At 40.0% G+C, this 20801-nt stretch carries 22 protein-coding genes and 1 pseudogene; 4 read left to right on the forward strand and 19 right to left on the reverse strand.

Translation table 11 applies throughout. From position 1 onward, the window contains the following. Positions 1–152: 152 nt before the first annotated feature. Together NYE35_RS20370 and NYE35_RS20375 are read right to left on the reverse strand one after the other, a co-directional pair. Positions 153–626 carry a GNAT family N-acetyltransferase gene (locus NYE35_RS20370; RefSeq protein WP_036688911.1) on the reverse strand — a complete coding sequence of 158 codons (474 nt, stop codon included), beginning with the start codon at positions 624–626 and terminating at the stop codon, positions 153–155. Between the two features lie 161 nt (positions 627–787). Beyond that, the gene (locus NYE35_RS20375) at positions 788–1099 is read right to left on the reverse strand and encodes an antibiotic biosynthesis monooxygenase family protein (protein ID WP_076100214.1); all 312 of its coding nucleotides are present in this window, start codon (positions 1097–1099) and stop codon (positions 788–790) included. 124 nt (positions 1100–1223) lie between these two features. On the opposite strand from NYE35_RS20375, the pseudogene NYE35_RS20380 reads away from it, so the two are divergent. Next, positions 1224–1653: pseudogene (locus NYE35_RS20380) on the forward strand (LysR family transcriptional regulator substrate-binding protein); the annotation flags it as partial. 210 nt (positions 1654–1863) lie between these two features. Here the strand turns inward: NYE35_RS20380 and NYE35_RS20385 are convergent. From NYE35_RS20385 to NYE35_RS20395, 3 genes are all read right to left on the reverse strand, one after another. Next, on the reverse strand, positions 1864–2241 hold the full coding sequence (locus NYE35_RS20385) for a collagen-like protein (RefSeq protein ID WP_341121972.1): 378 nt from the start codon (positions 2239–2241) through the stop codon (positions 1864–1866). Between the two features lie 262 nt (positions 2242–2503). Then, entirely contained in the window at positions 2504–2992 is a 489-nt protein-coding gene (locus tag NYE35_RS20390) for an LURP-one-related/scramblase family protein (protein ID WP_076104991.1), read from the reverse strand. Positions 2993–3038: 46 nt separating this feature from the next. Then, positions 3039–3554, reverse strand: a complete 516-nt coding sequence (locus tag NYE35_RS20395; protein ID WP_341121973.1) for a GNAT family N-acetyltransferase — start codon at positions 3552–3554, stop codon at positions 3039–3041. 514 nt (positions 3555–4068) lie between these two features. Between NYE35_RS20395 and NYE35_RS20400 the strand changes: the two genes are divergently transcribed. Next, positions 4069–4320, forward strand: a complete 252-nt coding sequence (locus tag NYE35_RS20400) for a hypothetical protein (protein WP_341121974.1) — start codon at positions 4069–4071, stop codon at positions 4318–4320. A 444-nt stretch (positions 4321–4764) separates the two neighbouring features. Here NYE35_RS20400 and NYE35_RS20405 read toward each other — a convergent pair whose 3' ends face one another. The 3 genes from NYE35_RS20405 to NYE35_RS20415 form a co-directional block, all read right to left on the reverse strand. Continuing rightward, positions 4765–5226, reverse strand: coding sequence for a hypothetical protein (locus tag NYE35_RS20405; RefSeq protein WP_076105271.1), 462 nt, complete (start codon positions 5224–5226; stop codon positions 4765–4767). A 68-nt stretch (positions 5227–5294) separates the two neighbouring features. Further along, positions 5295–6587: a DUF4179 domain-containing protein gene (locus tag NYE35_RS20410; RefSeq protein WP_341121975.1), complete on the reverse strand. Its 1293-nt coding sequence runs from the start codon at positions 6585–6587 to the stop codon at positions 5295–5297. After that, positions 6577–7125, reverse strand: a complete 549-nt coding sequence (locus NYE35_RS20415; RefSeq protein ID WP_341121976.1) for an RNA polymerase sigma factor — start codon at positions 7123–7125, stop codon at positions 6577–6579. The genes NYE35_RS20410 and NYE35_RS20415 overlap by 11 nt, the downstream gene beginning before the upstream one ends. 206 nt (positions 7126–7331) lie before the next feature. Between NYE35_RS20415 and NYE35_RS20420 the strand changes: the two genes are divergently transcribed. Next, the gene (locus NYE35_RS20420; RefSeq protein WP_341121977.1) at positions 7332–9197 is read left to right on the forward strand and encodes an LTA synthase family protein; all 1866 of its coding nucleotides are present in this window, start codon (positions 7332–7334) and stop codon (positions 9195–9197) included. Positions 9198–9266: 69 nt separating this feature from the next. Here the strand turns inward: NYE35_RS20420 and rbsB are convergent, their stop codons facing one another. The 8 genes from rbsB to NYE35_RS20460 form a co-directional block, all read right to left on the reverse strand. Beyond that, positions 9267–10190 (reverse strand): ribose ABC transporter substrate-binding protein RbsB, encoded by a 924-nt coding sequence (gene rbsB, locus NYE35_RS20425; protein WP_341121978.1) that lies wholly within the window; start codon positions 10188–10190, stop codon positions 9267–9269. A gap of 13 nt (positions 10191–10203) precedes the next feature. Next, positions 10204–11172 (reverse strand): ABC transporter permease subunit, encoded by a 969-nt coding sequence (locus NYE35_RS20430; RefSeq protein ID WP_036688938.1) that lies wholly within the window; start codon positions 11170–11172, stop codon positions 10204–10206. Positions 11173–11174: 2 nt separating this feature from the next. Beyond that, the gene (locus NYE35_RS20435) at positions 11175–12656 is read right to left on the reverse strand and encodes a sugar ABC transporter ATP-binding protein (protein WP_036688940.1); all 1482 of its coding nucleotides are present in this window, start codon (positions 12654–12656) and stop codon (positions 11175–11177) included. A gap of 21 nt (positions 12657–12677) precedes the next feature. Next, positions 12678–13073, reverse strand: coding sequence for a D-ribose pyranase (gene rbsD / locus NYE35_RS20440; protein ID WP_036688943.1), 396 nt, complete (start codon positions 13071–13073; stop codon positions 12678–12680). A gap of 2 nt (positions 13074–13075) precedes the next feature. Further along, complete coding sequence (rbsK, locus tag NYE35_RS20445; protein ID WP_036689135.1) at positions 13076–13954, reverse strand: ribokinase; 879 nt, start codon at positions 13952–13954, stop codon at positions 13076–13078. 27 nt (positions 13955–13981) lie between these two features. Next, positions 13982–14962 (reverse strand): LacI family DNA-binding transcriptional regulator, encoded by a 981-nt coding sequence (locus NYE35_RS20450; RefSeq protein ID WP_341121979.1) that lies wholly within the window; start codon positions 14960–14962, stop codon positions 13982–13984. A 147-nt stretch (positions 14963–15109) separates the two neighbouring features. Beyond that, on the reverse strand, positions 15110–15577 hold the full coding sequence (locus tag NYE35_RS20455) for a DinB family protein (RefSeq protein ID WP_076147540.1): 468 nt from the start codon (positions 15575–15577) through the stop codon (positions 15110–15112). 60 nt (positions 15578–15637) lie between these two features. After that, a complete protein-coding gene (locus NYE35_RS20460) occupies positions 15638–16543 on the reverse strand; it encodes a LysR family transcriptional regulator (RefSeq protein ID WP_081384084.1) in 906 nt (301 codons plus the stop codon). A 158-nt stretch (positions 16544–16701) separates the two neighbouring features. Here NYE35_RS20460 and NYE35_RS20465 point away from each other — a divergent pair, with 158 nt between their 5' ends. Further along, the gene (locus NYE35_RS20465) at positions 16702–17319 is read left to right on the forward strand and encodes a histidine phosphatase family protein (RefSeq protein ID WP_341121980.1); all 618 of its coding nucleotides are present in this window, start codon (positions 16702–16704) and stop codon (positions 17317–17319) included. A gap of 63 nt (positions 17320–17382) precedes the next feature. Here NYE35_RS20465 and NYE35_RS20470 read toward each other — a convergent pair whose 3' ends face one another. The 3 genes from NYE35_RS20470 to NYE35_RS20480 form a co-directional block, all read right to left on the reverse strand. Then, positions 17383–17628 (reverse strand): hypothetical protein, encoded by a 246-nt coding sequence (locus NYE35_RS20470; RefSeq protein WP_036688955.1) that lies wholly within the window; start codon positions 17626–17628, stop codon positions 17383–17385. A 674-nt stretch (positions 17629–18302) separates the two neighbouring features. Continuing rightward, positions 18303–18854 (reverse strand): polymer-forming cytoskeletal protein, encoded by a 552-nt coding sequence (locus NYE35_RS20475; RefSeq protein WP_076100192.1) that lies wholly within the window; start codon positions 18852–18854, stop codon positions 18303–18305. Between the two features lie 186 nt (positions 18855–19040). Beyond that, positions 19041–20630 carry a peptide ABC transporter substrate-binding protein gene (locus NYE35_RS20480; protein ID WP_051491588.1) on the reverse strand — a complete coding sequence of 530 codons (1590 nt, stop codon included), beginning with the start codon at positions 20628–20630 and terminating at the stop codon, positions 19041–19043. Positions 20631–20801 lie beyond the last annotated feature (171 nt).

Here is a 20801-nt window from a genome sequence, read left to right on the forward strand (position 1 = left end):
GATTTTGTACTACTCAAAAATACCAAAGCAACTGGCTTATAACATCACTTCTGGAGAACCTAAAAAACAACGGCAGCCCTGAACTAGTAAATAAAGTCCACGACTGCCGCTTTTTATTGATCTACTGTATCCTGTTAGCTTAAGATTCAAACTCAATTAACAAACACCTGTGTCTTTCTCCCTGCTTCAATTCGTTCAGTGAATTTTCCGCCAGTGTATTCCTCTATTACCTTTTTCCAAAAGCGTTGTGCGGGCTCATTATTATCTATTTGATAAACTTCCCATTGCCCCTTATGTAAATTAAAAATATCTTTTGCAACTAGTCTACCTAATCCTACTCTCCGATACTTTTTTATAATAAAAAACTCTGCAATGGAAAAGTATAAATCATCATCTCTATTTTTTAATTTGACTAAAACGAATCCAGCATTTTTCTCATTCAGAGTTAACAGATATGGGAAATTCGACTCTTCTGTCCAGTAATCGTTGAGAGGATAATCATTAAATTTTCCGTTTTCTTCAAGGTGCAAATCCATATACTCGGAGAAATCATACATATAAAATTGCATTAGGTTGTTGAGGATTTCTTTTTCTTCAAGGGTCGCCCTTTTAATTTGATAGTTCATTTAATAATCATCCCATATCTATATTTTATCTAATTAGTAAAGGAATCTTCTATTTTCTCGGATAAGTTTCTTCGCATCCTTTTGAAATAAAACAATTGTTGTTGTACGCTTCAATGGATTGATTCCCAAATTACTTTGCAGTTGCAGTAATATGTTACCACTCAAGAATACTCTCTTTCAACTTTACAAATTTTCACTTTGTAATTTTGGTACCAATCATTCTTCCCTTTCTCCTGAGCAACTTTGTGAGATTGATGCTGTTTCCAGTTACTAATCGCCTCTAAGCTCTCCCAATAAGAAATCGTAATACCCGCTCCTGAAGAATCCCGGACACTTTCCACTCCTAAAAACCCAGGTTGCCCGGACGCAAGCTGCTCCATTTTTTCAGCCATAATGTTATATCCGTTATCCCCCTCCGTACGTTGACTTGAAAATATGACTGCATAATAAGATCCGTTTGATTCATGAACCATTCCGCTCAAACTCCCCTTTAATCGTAGATGTTTTTATATAAAACAGATTATACTATTATAATTAAGATAAAAATAATGAATATTAATTATTAGTTTAATGAATTTTTTTCATATATTATTGAGGAGAGAAATCATTATGAATCTTTTAAAATATCAGATTTTCAGTAAGGTAGTTGAGATTGGCACTGTGAAAATAGGTACTTTCTCTAGTGTATCGATCCAATGGATGCCCCAAATCATTAAACAATTTCAAAATCAGTTTCCACATATTGAAATAAAACTACTTGATGGTAACTACTCTGAAATAGAAGAATGGATTGCCGATGGAACCGCTGACTTGGGATTTGTAAATCTGCCTAGTAAGTATACTCCCCGAAATGATTCTGTCACATCTCCCCGACAATGTATGTTATCGCCCATTAGAAGGAGAGCATTATCGTTCTATTGGCATTGCAGCCGCCTCCATTAAAAATGCCTCTCCAGCGGCAAAAAAACTAATTGAATTCATAACACAATGGATCACCCAACGTGCCCAGCCCTCCGCATTACCGTGATTTATGATATGACTCAACGCGCTGTCTGTAACGGCAAGCTTTAAGGTTATCCTTCGCAGAGTGGTCCTTTTTTGAATCTAGTATTAACGTCAGCGTCAGGGAAAAATGAACCTTGTCTATGTATCTTTTGCGTAATTCACTACTCCCGGAACACGAAAATTCGCATAACATAGAGAACAGCCTGCTGGCTGTTCTCTATCGCTGTCTGCCTTAGAAGCACGTGAACGAGCTAATCCGATTCAAATCAATGCCGAAGTACGACCAGAAAAAACCGTTCCATCTGAACCCTGCAATAGAATTACGTCCGACGAATACCGGAAAGAACCAGAATTGCTCGCCGTTGTTCAGCCAAATGTATGTGTTGCGGAACAGGCAGCGTCTGATCCCGCCGGGATCAATGGCAAATGTGGTAGACGTCATTTGCGGCACGAATTGCGGTGGAGGAGCCGTCGGCGCTTGAACGCCTCCTGGTGCACCCCCCGGAAATTGTCCGGGGGTTCCCGGAAACCCTGGTCCCCCGGGTCCGCCAGGTCCGCCCGGGAATCCTGGAAATCCTCCGCCGGCTCCCGGTGTTGGAAAAAATCCCATATGTGATCGCTCCTTTCAATGAGTAGGCATAATCATCATATGCATTCGTGGAAAGGGCGCTTGGGCGCAATGGGCGTTTTTTCAAAAAATGAAAATCAACAATAAGATCTAACATAGGCAATATCAAAAAACTAAACTTGCTCCTACTTATAGTACGGTTCAACGCATCATAAATAAACTAAGCCAATTACACTCATCAGCACCTGCTGAATTAATTCCGTCCACGTCACCTTGTTAAGTTTTCAACTTTAATGTTAAATCGTCACTGATGAGATGCAGATGCTTGGTCAGCCTTCACACAATCAATAGCGACAACGAACGCAATCATGAGCGTCTCCATCTCATCATTCAATATTTGAACCTTATAGCTATCACCCCAAGTGAACCACTCCTTGTTCACTTTACCGATGACTACACCATGCTGTAAAACCTGAAAATCCATGTCCCACCAGTTACCATGTACCTCAATGTCAGCAGCATCAATCGTATAACGTGCTTTAAAGAAAGAAAACTCCTTCTTAATCGTTAACACCTCTCGACCATCTACTTCAACAAAAAACTTTGGTAAAAAACTGAACACCTTTTTCGTAATTAGTGCGACTTCATCTCTTGTTGTATTCATAATAGAGAAAGTCTTGGGAATTTGCATAAAACTGCCCTCTACGTAATAGACATCTTGCTCCTGCTGATTCTTTACCGTGAATTTACCACTTAGACTGAATACCTTTTGTTTTATATAAAGTTGCTTCATTCTAAGCCTCCTATCGCTCCTTAGTTAACATCATTTTAGAGAAATGTTATAGTTGTTTTGTCATAATAAAGTCTATTTGTTCCTCATCACCCATATAAAAAGAATGAGTTCCTGTATGAACAAACTTCATTTTTTCATAAAAGCTAATGGCGTTCTTATTTTTTTCCCAAACCCCCAGCCAAATCTTCTCTTTATTACATTGTATCGCTATTTCTATAGCTTTATTTATTAGATATTGCCCAAGCCCCTGTTTATGAAATTTTTTCCTAATATAAATCCTCTCGATTTCAAGCGAATCATTGCCCATTACTTCAGATTGAGCATCATCGGTGTTAACCTTTAAATACCCAGCTATTTCTTCATTAAAATAAATAAAATAGAATTCTGATGAGCTATCCGACAATTCTTTTTCTAATTGCTTTAAGTTAAATGCTCTATCCAAGTAGGCTTTCATATTTTCAGGTGAATTCTGATTACTAAATGCCTCATTAAATGTTTCAACACTAATTCCTTGAAGTGAACCTAAATCTTCTAACGTGCACTTTTTTATATTTATAGCCATTGTGTTTTCTCCTTTTAAAATATCAATTTACAAATAAACTTTATTTTGAGCTCTATTTATATGGTGTTATGCAGATGTGACAGGAAAATAGTATACCATAATTGTTGTATTTGCAACAAAAACTAAGTGTTTTCCATTCATCCCACCTATTAGCGTATTGGCGTAATCAGTCTCTATGCGGCAGTCAGGACTCCAAAAGTGGAAGCGAACGAGGTTTTTGGGGTTCGATGATGGATGGCGGTTACTTTCGGACCCAGATGACGTTATTTGCGAATATTTCGGCTTTGGAGCAAGGGTTCGGACTCCAGTGCAGTTATTCCCCTGAAAAGGCTGCTTTCGGGGTGTTTTTCAGGCCAATAGCGACTATGCGGTCCGTTAGAATTCCAAAAATGGGATATGACGCGTCTAAGGGTCATCTGAGTCCGATAGATGCTTCCGGACGCGCAAATGTGATCGAAGAAAGTGTGACTTGGGAGTGTGATAGCGGAAGAGAACAAAATTTGAGGATTCGGTGATGGAGAATGTGAGCGAGGTTTGGGAAATCGGTGATAGCGGTAACAAACGAAGTATGAGAAATCGCGGATGGAGGAAGCGAACGACGTTTGGGGATTCGATGATGGATGACGGTTACTTTTCGGACCCAGATGACGTTATTTGCGAATATTTCGGCTTTGGAGCAAGGGTTCGGACTCCAGTGCAGTTATTCCCCCGAAAAGGCTGCTTTCGGGGTGTTTTTCAGGCCAATAGCGACTATGCGGTCCGTTAGAATTCCAAAAATGGGATATGACGCGTCTAAGGGTCATCTGAGTCCGATAGATGCTTCCGGACGCGCAAATGTGATCGAAGAAAGTGTGACTTGGGAGTGTGATAGCGGAAGAGAACAAAATTTGAGGATTCGGTGATGAAGAATGTGAGCGAGGTTTGGGGTTGAATGATGGAGAATGTGAGCGAGGTTTGGGGTTGAATGATGGAGAATGTGAGCGAGGTTTGGGAAATCGGTGATAGCGGTAACAAACGAAGTATGAGAAATCGCGGATGGAGGAAGCGAACGACGTTTCTGGATTCGCAGATAGAGGAAACGAGCGACGTTTGGGGTTCGATGATGGAGCAAAAAAAATGAGGTGCCCCAGTAGCCATTTTCGGCTTTTGGGACACCCATCCTCTCCGCAGTGCGCATATAGCGCGGTATGGTGGACTGGTCAGAGCCCGGTTAAAGCCATCTCATAAATCTTTTTTTAGATAGTTTAATCTGATTATGTTCGGCCCATGCGGTTAGTTCTTTCATTCCCTTGTATTCTTCGTCAAGAAAACTAAAACATAATCTATAGGGAGGAAATTTGTGATCTACAGGTTTAATGCCAATTACGGGTATGAAATAGCCCTTTACATAAATATTCTCAATTTGTTTCGCTTGAATTTCTTTGTTATCTACTAGTATAGAGTCTGGAAGAATCCGAACCTCAATGAACTTTCTAATCGTAATGATCCTATAGAGCAATATGATTACAACAATCAGACAGAAGGTCAACCATATATAACCAAAATAAAGTAATACTTTATACTCCATATTATTTCTGGCATTTAACAGTAGTATGCTACTTGAAAAAATCATAGAAAACAGAAGCGACATTAACGACGGACGACTCACCTTATAAGCTCCTATATTTTCCATAACCCCCTCACTTTCTCAGACTATTATAGCTTACTATATTTCATAAATTATGGATATGGCACCTCTTTTTAATCCACTGGAATCTCAATCACCTTGTTATATTCCTTCATATAATGTATTCCTTCTATCAGAATATTTTCAGGTTTCGTTTGTGTATCAAATAATAAGGTGCGTTCCTTCATGAGTTTACCGTTCGTTTGTTCTGACTCTTTTTGATTAATTGTTGTTTTTAAAGCCGTGTTTTCGCCAGCATTTTCTATAGACACACCATCCAGCATTACATCCTCATCTGTAGCAATAGTTACTTCAATCCCTTGAGCGGTATTGGACACATCCTTAATCCATAATTCTTTATCCCCCAGTAGAATCGGCTCATTACTATCAGCATTTAGAGGATACTTCTCTTCCAGCTTCTGATATCCAACAAACTCTTTAACAACCAGCTGCAATGAATGTAGTTCTTTTGGCAAGGTGTCATAACGAATATCAAATGATCTCCCACCCAGCGAGGTTTTATTGCTACTACCTAATATTTCTACAGGCTTTCCATTGGCAATTAATTGAATGCCTTCTAACCCTAATCTTATTCGATCGAAATTCTCGACATTCATACTCCCTTTAATCACAGTCATGGTTGGTGTGGCCGTGATCGATTTGAAGGTAATTGATCCTTTGTCGGCTTTGACCTTTTTATTAATCGATTGTTTGATCTGAGTCACCATCGCTTGATTTGGATTATAAGAAAACGTTATGCTCCCTTCACTCATCTGCCCTTTCTGTAGAGGTCCCCAGTAATGAAGTGTTAGTTTTTTCGAAAATGGGCTTACGCTATCAAATGTCATCGTGCCTTTTATTTCTGTATGTTCGTCATTGATTAAAGATAAACCACTTCTTATGTTGGAATTCGTGAGAAACCCTTCTATTTTAGAAGGACTAAAATGATCTCCCGTCTCCTCTAGTCCCTTAGGATTGTTTAACGTGTAATACACAATAAATTGATTGGCATCTGCCATAATTCCGTTAATCTTAAGTTCTGTTCCATCTGCTAACGTCGTCTTTTTGTCTATGCTTTGTCCCATTCCTTGTTCATTGAGTTGTTGTAAAGTTCCCTCTAACACCTCATCAAAACCAAATAACTTTTTTCCATAATAAGCGAAGGCATTATAGCTGTTTCCAGAAACCACTATCACTAATAAGATGACGACTGCAATCTTCCAGAGGGGGGAGCTTTCTCTTTTTATTCTTTTTGGGGGTGCCGAGTCTAAAGCATTTCTTAATCTCATTTCTAAACCCTCAGGTGCAGTTATGGACTCTAAATTCCTCTTCTCATCCACTAATCGTTGTTCGACGTTATCGTTCATCAACATCACCTCTGTAATGATTTTTTAGCGTTTGTAATCCATTGTAGATTCTTGATTTAACAGTTCCGATCGAGACCTGTGTAATGTCAGCTATCGTTTGATAATCGAGATCATGAAAATACTTTAATTGAATTGCTTCTCTTTGCTGCTCGTTCACATGTAACAATAACGCCTGCATATCCATTTGCTGTTCACTTTTATGATAAGGATCGCCTGGTGCAACATGGACGCTTTCCATCTTATCATTGGAGCTCCAATCCTCTAATAACACCAGTTTGCTTCGCTTATGAAGCTGCCTTTTGCAGCCATTTACCAAAATCGTTTTACTCCAGCTGTAAAAAGACTCCTCTTTCTTAAGTTGATCAATCTTCTCGTATAACGTAACTATCATTTCCTCCATGGCATCCATTGCATCTTGCGCATTTCCCATATAGCTGTACGCAAGCCTATAAAAAACATCTTTTTCAGACATAATTAATTGCAGCAAAACTTCTTTATTTCCTTTTTTGGCTTTTTTCACCAATCGTATAACATCCATGCCTTCACCTCTCTCCCCTATATGAGTCAGGAGCACTGTAAAAAGTTCATCTTCATAAAAAATTTTTATATATCGCGAACTATTCAATCCACCTAAACTGTAATATTCAGGAAAATTTCACTCAGACATACCCAAATCTAGTTGATTTTAAACGCTTCAATGTAATAGAATGAACTAATCTAAAAAGAAAAGGATGGGCATAAGCAATGCCGTTTAAAGAACCTCGTACCCTCAGTAAAAGATCCCTGCTATTCTTCTCTCTCATTATGCTTGTAAAAAGCTATTTTGCCTGGTATTTTCTATTTGAAGATGGCCCTACTTGGACCACTTGGCTTAAAGAAATCCCTTTTGTACTTCTAGTCTTTTGCTTGATTGAATGGTTCGCTACGAAACGAAAAATTGCAATTTACATGCTTGTCAATGTGTTGATTACTACTCTATTTTTCTCATTAATTGTATATCATAATCATTTTGGCATCATTGCTACTTCGCAAGTATTAGATCAGGTCAAACAAGTGGGAGCCGTAAAGAAAAGTATATTTTCGGTCCTTCGTCCTCAATATATGCTTATCTTTGTGGATATCATTGTCATCAGCTTGGTGATGTTTAGAAAACAGAAAGCACTGGATTGGAAAAAAGCCATGTCGCGCAAAAGTAACCGTAAAGCGGTGGCAGTCCTGTTCTGTATTTCCATCATCATTTGTGCAATGAATATTTTTCCAAACCGTGCCAGTATGAACGAAACGATTAAAGCGGAGCAAATGGGCATTCTTAATTATGAAGCCTACTCTCTGCTAGCTGATCAAGAGGAAGAACAAATTGACGTCTCTGAGATTACGCAATCCACTATTGATAAAACCAAAGGAATTCAAGCAATCTCTAACCCGGTTTTATTTGGAGCCGCCAAAGGAAAAAATCTAATCATTCTGCAAATGGAGTCTTTCCAGAACTTCTTAATCAATCTAAAGATTGATGGACAAGAAATCACACCAAATATGAACAAGCTTGCGGCCAGCAGCTTCTACTTCCCGCGTTTCTACCAGCAGGTTGGACAAGGCAACACTTCTGACGCAGAGTTTATTGTGAACACTTCTTTTTATGTACCACCTGATGGTCCAGCTACCCAAATGTACGCTCCTAAAGAGCTTCCAAGCTTACCCAAGCTGCTGCAAGCACAAGGTTACGATACGGCAACATTCCATACGAACGAAGTCGACTTTTGGAACCGTGGTGAGCTTTATAGTGCTTTGGGATTCAATCGTTATTATGATAAAACTTACTTCGGGGAAGAAGACACAGTATTTTATGGCGCTTCTGATGAAGTTTTGTATGAAAAAACCGCTGCAGAGCTGGCGAGAATGGATCAGGATGACCGGCCCTTCTACTCCCATGTAATTTCGATGTCATCTCATAACCCGTTCTCCATCCCAGAGGATAAATACAAAATGACACTTCCAGTGCGATTCGAAGGAACGCTTGTTGGCGATTATATTCGGGCTCAGAATTATGCTGATTATGCGCTAGGACTTTTTATCGATGAGCTCAAACAAAACGGAGTGTGGGATAACAGCTTGATCGTATTGTACGGGGATCATCGTGGGCTGCCTATCTTCTCTCTAAAAGAGGATGATCATCTCCTACTGGAAGAGATTCTCGGCCATGAATATTCGGAACGTGAATTGATTAATATTCCGTTGATCATGTCAGCGACAGGGATTACAACACCTAGTGTAAAAGAACAGCTGGGCGGGCAAGTGGATATTTTACCTACCGTATCTAATTTATTGGGTGTCTCTCTTACAGATCATATTCATTTCGGACAAGATCTCTTGAATCAATCAACATATAACTTACTTCCACAACGGTATTATTTGCCTACAGGATCTTTCGTAAATAACGAAGAGCTCTTCTTATCCGGCAGTGGCTTCGAGGATGGCCAGCATTATACTTTATCTGGTAACGGCGATCAACCTCTGCAATCCACAGAAGACGAATTCGAGCGTGCCTTACAGCTGCTCCATTTGTCAGACAGCTATGTTACACAGCTACCGGATAGAGTTATTGAAGAATAAGCTGCAATGTACAGCAAAAAAGACTGTGCTCGCCAAATCGGCGAGCGCAGTCTTTTTCTATAATGGTTATTATTTTGACTCTTTAACAACTAGTTTAAGCGGTGCCGCAATCAGCTTTTCTACGGTTTTGCCTTCTAATACATCCTTAGCGGCTTGAATGGCTAGCTGGCCAATTAATTCAGGCTGCTGAGCAACGGTTCCTGTTAATTTACCAGCTTCGATGGATTTAAGTGCATCTTCATTTCCATCAAAACCAATCACAGGGATATTCTTGCCTGAACTTTGAATGGCTTCAATGGCACCTAGCGCCATTTCATCATTATGAGCGAAAACTGCTTGTACGCCAGGATTTCCTTGTAGAAGGTTCTCCATAACGGTCAGGCCTTTCGTACGGTCGAAATCAGCCGTTTGCTTAGCAATGACATCTAGCTGGCTGTCCGCAATTTCATGGAATCCCTTACCGCGTTCCCGAGTCGCTGACGCTCCTGGGGATCCTTCTAGCTCGATGACCTTTGCACCTTTCCCAAGCTGCTCTACAATATATTCTGCCGCCATAGAGCCACCCTTTACATTGTCAGAGGCAACTAGAGCTTTGATATCCCCTTGATCTGCGGAACGGTCCAACGTAACGACGGGAATCTTTAAACTGTTAGCTGTTTGCACTACCGTCGAGATCGCTGATGAATCTACAGGATTGATCAATAACGCATTCACACCTTTTTGCATCAAATCTTCGACGTCATTACTTTGTTTAGCAGAATCATTTTGGGCATCAATGACAAGGACTTCCAAGCCTTGCTTCTTAGCCTCGGCCAAAACACCATCTTTAACGGATACAAAGAAGGGGTTATTCAATGTAGATATGGATAATCCAATCTTCATATTCTCCATGCTTCCACCACTGCTAGGCTTAGCCCACTCTGGAGGCTCCAAGGAACATCCTGTCATGAGAATTAATAGTAAGGAAGTAAGAATCAAAGTTAACTTTTTCATGTTGGAATCCCCCTTATACGGCTTTCTTACGGTCTATGAGTACGGCAATGGCAATAACGATTCCTTTGACCACCATCTGGTAAAAAGAGGATACGCCGAGCAAGTTCAAACCATTGTTCAAAATCCCGATAATCAGTGCACCAATCAATGTGCCTACGATACGTCCACGACCACCAGTTAAGCTCGTACCGCCTAATACTACAGCTGCGATAGCATCCAGCTCATAGGATGTGCCTGCTGTGGGTTGTGCTGAGTTCAATCTGGAAGTCAGGATAGCTCCTGCCAATGCGGACAACATACCGGTCAATGAATAGATCATAATTTTAATGCGGTCTACTTTAATCCCTGAAATAATTGATGCTTTTTCATTACCACCAATGGCATAGGTTTTACGACCAAATGGAGTTTTGTGCAATACAACCCATAAGACTGCGAAGACGATGAGCATTGTTATAGCAGGTACAGGTATTCCCAGTAAATATCCACGACCAAACAATTGGAAGGTCATGCTGTCTCCGAGACCTGTGATCGGATTTCCGTCTGTGTATACAAGTGTTAATCCCCGGAAAATCGTCATGGTCGCCAACGTAGCGATAAATGGCGCCATTTTACCTTTGGTAATCATCAGTCCGTTGACCATCCCCATCACACCACCCGCTAAACAACCTACAATAATAGCTAAGACAGGATCCCAACCTGACAACATCAGGTTAGCTGTGAAGGCACTGGATAGGGCTAGAATAGAACCCACCGATAAATCGATACCACCCGTTAGAATAACAAAGGTCATCCCAAAAGCGATAAGCGCATTTATGGCAACTTGTCTAAGCAAGTTCAGGATATTAAGGGGCTCCATAAAGCTTGGGTTCAACACCGTAACGATAACAATTAGAATAATCAGCCCTAGTAATGGACCTAGCTTCTGTGTAATTTGCCCGATTTGAAAACCTTTATTTTCTCTCTCACCTTTGATAGTTGTCATTACTATTGCCCCCCTGTAGCTAACGTCATGATTTTTTCTTGCGTAGCTTCTAGTTGTGATAGCTCTCCACTAATTTCCCCTTCATGAACCACTACGATCCGGTCGCTCATTCCTAAAACTTCAGGAAGCTCTGACGATACCATGATAATGGCGACTCCACGTTCCGTTAATTCGTTCATGAGCTGGTAGATCTCCCGTTTAGCTCCTACGTCCACTCCACGGGTAGGTTCATCGAGGATAAGCACACTTAAGCCAATCCCAATCCATTTAGCGATGACCACTTTTTGTTGATTCCCCCCGGATAAATTCCGGACTAAAGTGGAGGAAGACTGTGTCTTGATGTGCAGCCGTTTGATAAGTATGTCTACAAATTCTTGTTCTTTTTTATCAATGATTACACCCTTAGGAGCGAAGCTATATAAATTTGTAAGGACCATATTGTCTCGAATAGAGAAATCAAGCACTAACCCTTCATCTTTCCGATCCTCCGTAACGAATCCTATCCCCGCCTTCATCGCATCATTGGGATTTCGAATCGTGACCTTTTCTCCCCGTACCATAATCTCACCACGGTCTAACGATTCCAATCCGAATAAGGTTCTCATCATTTCTGTTCGTCCAGATCCCATTAATCCTGAGAAGCCTAAGATCTCACCAGAACGAACGGAGAAATTAACATCTTTAAATTGCCCTTTTTTCGTGGCATTTTTGACTTCAAGAACAACCTCTCCGGGTTTGGAGGTACGCTCAGGAAACCGGTCAGTTAATTCACGCCCTACCATCTTCCGAACTACATCATCGAAGTTAGTCTCTGGAATGGGCTTCGTGTCTACTGTTTTCCCATCTCGCATGACCGTTATTCGGTCACATATCGTAAAGATCTCTTCCATCCGGTGCGAAATATACACGATGGAGACGCCTTCCTTTTTAAGGGAAGTTATGACTTCGAACAATTTTTGGATTTCCCGTTCGGTTAATGCCGCTGTCGGTTCGTCCATGACGATAACTTTTGCATGAGTCATAAGCGCTTTTGCAATCTCAATCATCTGTTTCTCACCTACCGAACATTCCCCCGCCTCTTGATTTAAGGGAATCGTTACGGAGAGCTTACGAAATTGTTCATTTGCTAACGCTTTCATCTCTTTCATATTTAAGATCCCTAGTTTGGAGGTTCGTTCCTTACCAATAAACAGATTATCTAGAACCGTCATATCCGGCCACACGTTCAGCTCCTGATGGATAAAAGCGATCCCATAACGTTCAGCCTCTTTGGGATTATTAAAGTATGTTTCCTGACCATCTATAGTAATGGTCCCTTGATCACGCTGATGCAGTCCAATCAGAATGTTCATCAGAGTAGACTTGCCTGCGCCATTTTCTCCCATTAGGGCATGAACTTCGCCATCCTTCAGTTCAAAATCCACACCCGTCAACACACGGTTAGCCCCAAAAGATTTATAAATATCTTTCATCGTAATGTGCATACGCTTTGAACCCCCTTTTTATCAAAAATAGACCCCGGCTTGTAAAATACAATTTGCATAAGGCTTAGCTTCCCCCGTACGAATGATGACCTTCGCATGCTGGGTTAACCATTTAAATTGTTCATGTGAAATCGCCTCTATAGGTATTTCCTTAAATTTGTCATTCAAGTATTCAGAGGTATCTTTATTTTTTGCAGCTAATTCCTCTGCTACGATAACTTTCTCAATGACCATATCCTCTGAAATGATTTCGACAAGCTCTTGGAAGCTGGGAACTCCCAATTTAAGTGCTAAATCAATCTTTGGAACACCAGGTGGAACGGGTAATCCAATATCAGCAATGACAATCGTATCGGTGTGGCCTAAATCAGTAAGCACTTTGGAAATATGACTGTTTAAGATTCCTTGTTTTTTCATAATTAAAGACTCACCTCCACCTCTACTCTTGTTGGCATGCCACCTTGGGCACCAAATTTTGTGACGGATAAAGAAGCCGCGCGATTGGCAAACTTTACACTAGTTCGAATAGACTTGCCTTCAGCTAGAGCAACAGCAAATGCCGCATTAAAAGTATCTCCTGCTCCAGTGGTATCTATAGCATTCACTTTATAGGTGGGAACTAAAACTTCCTGTTTACCATCGTAATAACGCACACCATTGCTGCCCTCGGTAATAAATAACTTATTGGGATATTTGCGTAAAGCTTCAGCAGTACTCATCTCAGGAAATAATATTGCACATTCATGTTCATTGGGTGTTAAATAGGTGGCATTGTTTATAATCGTTTCACTGATAGGACGAGCAGGTGCTGGGTTAAGCAACATAGGCACATTGAATTTGTGGCAAATCTCACTTACAAAAGACACCGTTTCTTCCGGAATTTCTTGTTGGATTAATACCATGTCAGAGCCTTTAATATTCTCAAGTGCCCGTTCAACCAAAGCAGGAGTAACTAAATCATTGGCTCCTTTTACAACGATAATGCTATTATCACCTTCCGCTAAAATGATGTGGGCTGTGCCACTTTCGGCATGTGTAACCGGTTCCACATTGGCGGTAAAAACGCGATTCTTTTTCAGATTATCCATGATAGCGGTACCATAGAAATCATCACCTACACAACCAACCATCGTAACTTCTGCTCCAAGACGGGCAGCAGCGACTGCTTGGTTCGCGCCCTTACCGCCCGGAACGGTGGAGAATTGTTCTCCGAGCACAGTCTCACCCGCGTGAGGTCGCTTATTCGAAGTCACTACTAAATCCATTGAACAGCTGCCAATTACACAAATCTTAGCCATTTTCATCAACCTTTCTCATGTTGTCATCTATTCTTTACTTCTTGTAGTTTCCCGCTCCACAAAGCTAACGGGTAGTTGAATAATCTTCTCTTCCACCTTATCTTGCTCAATTAGCTTAATAAGTAAACCCGCCGCTTCTCTACCCATATCATGTGCCGGCTGGCGAATGGTGGATAAAGCAGGTGACAACAAGCTGCTAAGCGGGATATCATCGAATCCGATGATTTGCAGATCCTGCGGCACTCTTTTACCTAAACGATGTGCTTCATGAATGACTGCCGTCGCGACAATATCATTACTGGCAATTACGCCATCTGTATCTATATATTTATCAAATAACTCCACAGCCCATTGTTCTGCTACTGTATGGGAGAAGGATGAAGTTTGGATCACATTATAGCTGATTCCCATTTCATTAAGTACTTCAATCGCCCCAAGAAATCGATCTTGTGCAGGTTTGATATGCGCCGGTCCTTGTATTACTGTGATTTTTTTGCTTCCCCGTGCGATAATCTCTTGTGCTGCAAGACGTCCGCCCTTTTTGCCATCTGCGTATACGGAAGGGCTATCGTTAGAAGTACGGTCCAGAAATACGACCGGAATTTTCAAGTTAGAATAAACGTCGCTCTCAGGGAAGTTGGTTGACGATATCATGCCAATGACATTATTTTGGATAAAGGTTTGAATATAATCCATCTCTTTGTCCTCGTTCTCATCACTATTGCCAAAGATGATCCGATAACCTTGCTCCTGCATCCGATCCTCTATCCCCCGCGCTAACTGCGGGAAGAAGGGGTTGGTAATATCAGGCAAGAGCAGCCCGATTAATTTAGATTTCCGCTTGTACAATGATCTTGCAACCTCATTAGGGGTATAATTCATTTCTTTGATCGCTGCCTCAACCTTTTTGCGAGTATCGATATTCACATATCCAGATTCATTTATAACCCGTGAGACTGTTGCTACCGAAACTCCAGCTATTTTTGCGACATCTTTGATCGTCATCATTCTTTAATTCATCCCCCAATGTGTAACCGGTTACATGTATTACATAAATTAGATTATCACATAACCTTTTCATTTACAAATCTTTTTTTTGATCATAAAGCTAACAAAAGATACCAATTATATATCGATATCTTTTGTTATTTGAATTTATTTATCTGCAAAGCGATTTAATAATTTTATTGTATTGAAGTGCATACCTTCATGGTAAAGTGTGAAATTTATGAATTCACCGATTGAATTTAAGGTTAATCCACTTCCTGTTGTAAGAGGGGTTACTTGCTCACTTAAGCGATTGTGAAAAGCTTCCTGGATCCGTTTGGGTTGCTCCGTAAGCATCTCAAGTAAAACTTCAAGCGTTGGCGGTTCCTCATTCCACTCGGCTGGTTTAGTCCCTTTCGCAAATAAGCGTTCAAAGCTTGCCGGCAATTGCATAAGCTCCCTAGCAGAATGAAAGGCAAACTTCTCTTGCACCAAATAAATATGTCCCAAGTTCCAGCGGATATTGTTATTAAAACCTTCTGGAATACTATCTAAAATTTCCTCAGATAGTCCCTCGACAGCACGCACAGTAACACTACGCACAAACTTAAGTTGTTTGAATATGATTTGATCCATTATGACCCCTCCTAACTTTTATCCATAGTTTACCATAAGCTTATCTTTAATTTCCTAATATTATTTTAAACTTAATTGTTTCATAACGAGCGTAATAAACGACTGCATATAGCTTTCTTGAAGTTCCTTCTTTCTGTAACCCATCCATATCGAATGCTTGGAGACTACATTTTCTACTGCTACATTAGCTAATGTTCCCTGATCAAGATAAGGTTTCGCCAACAAAGCGGATACATAACTAATTCCATAACCGGCAATCACAGCTTGAATAACTTCATTCACTCCATTAAATTGAAGCCCAATCGTTGGCTGCTGTACACTTCTTTCTTCACACAACCGGACAAGCCGCTCTCTGGCTGCACTGCCCTCTTCTCTCATAATAAATGCTTCAGACATCACTTCTTCAAAGCTAACCTGCTGATTGGCAAAAGGGTGATGGGAAGAAACCACGAATACATACTCGTCCCTATATAACTCCCGATGTTCGAACACTCCTGTATTATGCGTAGGAAACTCCATATCACTGTAAATCGCTACGTCTGCTTCAAAATTATTCAATTTTTCCATGACTCCATGAGAATTAGTAGTAGTGATCTGAATGTTAACTTCCGGAAAAGATTGTTTGAATAATGACGCCCACCGGGGAATGAGGATGCTTGTCGCCAAATAATTACCTGCAATCCGCAGATTCCCCTCAGGAAATTTGTGATAGTCTTCAATGATTTGCTGGACTTGATCACCCATGGCAAAAAACTTCTCAAGAGGTTCGATTAACCTTTTTCCTAAAGGGGTGAGCACCATCCTCTTTCCTTTAATTTCAAATAACAAAATATGATTCTCCCGTTCAAACTTACGGATTTGCGCTGATATAGCGGGTTGACTGATATGCAAACGTTCAGAGGCTTTGGTCACACTACCTGTGATCGCAACGTAATAAAACAATTTTAATACATGATAGTTCATCATGATTTCTTCCTCACCTAATAAAATAATATCTCTAATCGCCGCTTATCTATCCTCAGCAATTTACTATAACTATACATTATGGATGTTAACTATTATATATTGTTTATTTATATTTTTTTCTCTTATACTTACAACTATTCATAAGGGAGGTTTTGTTAATGACAAAGACAGTATTATACTTAACCCGCCACGGGCAAACAGAATGGAATTTACAAAAACGAATGCAAGGGCATCAAAATTCTGCGCTTACAGCCTTGGGCGAACAGCAGGCCGAATGGTTAAGGGATCGTTTGCAAGTAGAAAACTTAGGCGTAATTTATTCTAGTACTAGTCCAAGAGCATTGCATACTGCGCAGATTTTACGGGGAAAGCGGAGTTTACCTATTCAACAGCAAGTTTCTTTAATGGAAATAAACATGGGGAGCTGGGAAGGAATGAATACGGATCAGATACAACTAGAATCCCCTTTACAATATTCCCATTTTTTCACCAGACCCGATCTATATATTCCTCTAACCTCAGGTGAGACTTATAAGCAGCTTGAAGAAAGAGTAGTGCCGACAATGGAGCGCATCATAAACGATAACGTAGGGCTAAAGGTGCTCATCGTCACCCATCGGATGACTTTAAAAGTCATTATGGCTTATTTTCTTAATAAATCATTGCAGGAAATAGGGGAGTTACCGGATATTCTCTCTACTGCATTATGTAAAGTAACCCTAACTGATAACAATACAACCATCGATCTGTATGGAGATACTTCACATTATCAATGACTATGTATTAAAAAAATAAAAAGGTAACTCCGATTAACGGGGCTACCTTTTTAGCGTTCAACTTTAAATATCCACACTTTTGATTATAAAACTGCGTACCTTCATCCATTTGCCTGAAATGAATTCATCAATCGTTTTCGTCTTTGGTCTAACGCAAAAACGGTGTTTTGCCCCTTTATCAAAGCCCACAGCTTCAAAAATTAGGCTGTCCCCTATTTGCTCCTTGAAGAACACTTGCTTTAATCCCAACCTATTTAACATTTCAAGCTTTACGCTCTCAATATATGTGCGCGAATACTCCTTAGACATATGTGTTCCTCCTAGTAGTGGTAGTAATATTATAAGTCAATAGGAAGAAAATCAACAATAGTTCATATATTCATCATCCACAAAAAAACAACCAGGCAGCAATTCTCCGTTATTGGAGGTTCGCTGACTGGTGTTTTGGGTCTGTTGTGATTTGCTTGATAGGTTATGAGCTAAGCTTAATCATTCGTAGCTTTCGGATAACCACTCCGTTGTAGCGCACTATCTTGATATATCTGTAAGATAACTGCATTCTATACACTTATTCGATATCCACAAGGGCTAATTCTAACTTTAAGTGTAGTGTATTCTATACAATTAAAAACTAGAGAAATAGCCTATAGAGTATTAAATCTGGAAAATAGATGTACAAAATACAGCTATTTTCATTGGCCGGGCGTTTTGAGCATTTTAGTTGTACAAAATACAGTTAAAACCATCTACTGTACACTTCAATGTTTCATACTCCATTACTTCATACTCCAATAATTCACTGCTTCAATACTCCATTACTTGTTACTTCAAGGCTTCCGTCGGCTCTCAAATGGTAACTAGATGGGGTGTAGTCCATTATGAGTCAGACCATTCATACTGATTCCTTTTTCCTGAACCTATCCGGATAATTCTATCTATATAGTTAGTCCTTCTACTTCTACCTAATCGAAATCATCACTAACTTATTTAACTTCAGTTGCCCCAGTCACTTTACCTTCAATCCCTGCAGTTGCTTTCACATCTTCGTTTGCGAAGTAAAGATTTCCATCAATAGTCGAAGTTTCATGCAGATTAAATCCGTTCGCTTCTACATAAACATCACCTTTAATGGTTCCGCCTTGAACTCGTAAATTTTCACTTTGTACAGTTAACTTAGGTACAGTGAGTGTGTAATTGGCAGTAACTTTGTGATCAGCGTCTTGGGCATAAAGAGCAATCTTACGGTAGATGTCGCCGTCTGCGGCCCCTTTATCATGGAATTCGCCTTCAACAACAACATCTTGGGCAATGGTCACATCATTTAGAATGGCAATAATCCAGTTTCCATCTTTACTTACAGCCTTGGTAAACGCATCTGCTTGATTTACGATTGAAGCTGTAGTAACTGCATCCGTTTGCTCTGTAGCTGGAGCCGTAGTAGCCGCTGAATTAGTTGCATTATTATTATTCGCACCACAACCAGACAAGACTGCAACCGAGACGCCTGCTACTAACATCATTTTAAATAACTTCATTTTAAATCCCCCTTGTTTTTGATTATAAATTAATTATATATTAAAATTTTTTTAATAAACAGGTGAAAAATTTCACAATATTGTGTCGTTATCTGAAGCGGTTTCACAAAGGTGATTAATTCCATACAAAAAGGACACTCCCAATAACTGCGGAAGTATCCTCATAGTCTTTATTACTATAATTTTTTAGATTAAATACCCTCTTGAAAAAGATATGGAACCATCATACTCTACACTTACTTTTTTAATGTTAGGTTTATGCAAAACATCAGCATAAAAATAATACAGCGGAAGGATGACCATTTGGTCAATGAGCATTTTTTCAGCTTTTGCATAAAGCTTGTTTCGTTCGCTAGTGTCTAATGTAAGCCTAGCTTGTTTAATATAACTATCATAAAGTGCACTGCTCCAGCCCGAATCATTATCGCTGCTCCAAGATGTGAAATAATCTAAAAAAGTCGATGGATCGTTATAGTCGGCTGCCCAAGCCGCTTTTGCCATTGTATAATTCAGCTTAAGACGATTATCAAGCAGATCTTCCCAGGGTTGAACCTCAAAGCCTACTGTAATGCCCAGATTTTTGTTCCAGCTGTTAATAACGGCTTCTGCAATTTCTTCATGCCCTTCATTTATAATAATCGAAAAACTAGGAAGCTGAGTTAAGCCCTCTTCCTTCAAACCTTCCTGAAGTAATTTCTTAGCCTGTATTACATCCTCTTTGAAATACCGTGTATCAATAATCTCTGATCTAAAATTCAACTTGGAACCACGAATACTCCGAGGAATAAAACCGTAAGCAGGTGTACCATAGCCGATAGATTCTCGGTTAGCTGCCATGGCTAATGCTTTACGTATCTTCAGATTTTTGAAAGGTGCTTTGCTTAGATTGAACTGATAATAATATGTAGAAGCATACGGCAATGCATATAACTCCTGAGGGAATACAGAATTTAAAGAAGCCTTATCTATCAGCTCATCTTTTGCCCCTACCCAGTCAACTTCATTGTTTAAGTAGGCCATAGTTGGCGAAGGTGTTCCAGCTTTAGGCCGAAGTAGATGCACCTCTGAGAAACGAATTTCTTGCGCCGCATAATAGTTTGGATTTTTAATTAGATGAATCGAATTTTCATCCCACTGTTGCAGTTTAAAAGGGCCATTAGTAACCATAGTTTTAATATTGTACGCCCAATTCTTATCTGCTTTCGCGACTTGCGCATTAATTGGCATGTAAATACTTTCCGCGAGAAGCTGCGGGAAATGTGAAGTTTTTTCATTCAAAGTCACTTGGAGTGTATCGTTATTTAACGCTTTCACACCCACTTTCGAAGACTCCTTTAGCTTCCCTTTATGATAATTCTCTGCGTTAGCAATTATGAACATTTTGAATGCATAGCTATTCATAGACTGAGGTGCAAGCGCTTGTTTCCATGCATACTCAAAATCTGAAGCCTTAACCTGCTGCTGATTACTCCATTTTGCGCTCGGCCGCAAGGAGAACGTGTATGTTTTCCCATCCTTGGAGACTGTCCACGACTTGGCTATCCCGGGAACCGCCTCTCCCGCATCATTCAAACGCACCAATCCCTCAAATATCCCTTTAATGACCGTAGTCGTACTACTATCTGTGGAAGAGGCAGGATCTAGATCTACAGGAATATAATCAAAACCAATACGCAACACCTGTTTAGCCTGTACAGCAGATGCAGTGTTCCCTTCACTTACATTTAAACCTATTAGTAATACTAAAACAAAGAGAACATGGAGCAATTTTTTCATCGACACTTCCCCTATTTCTATTATTTTTATTAACTAGAATAACATGGAATCTATTGATTCCGATAGATTAATTTCACCGCAATTCTTCCATTTCTAGAACCTAGCAGGGTCATCTAACTGCACACTCACTTCCCATTGACGCTTTGGGATCAGAATGTTAATCTTTAGAAA

Source organism: Paenibacillus sp. FSL L8-0494 (assembly GCF_038003695.1).
GTDB lineage: Bacteria > Bacillota > Bacilli > Paenibacillales > Paenibacillaceae > Paenibacillus_AQ > Paenibacillus_AQ odorifer.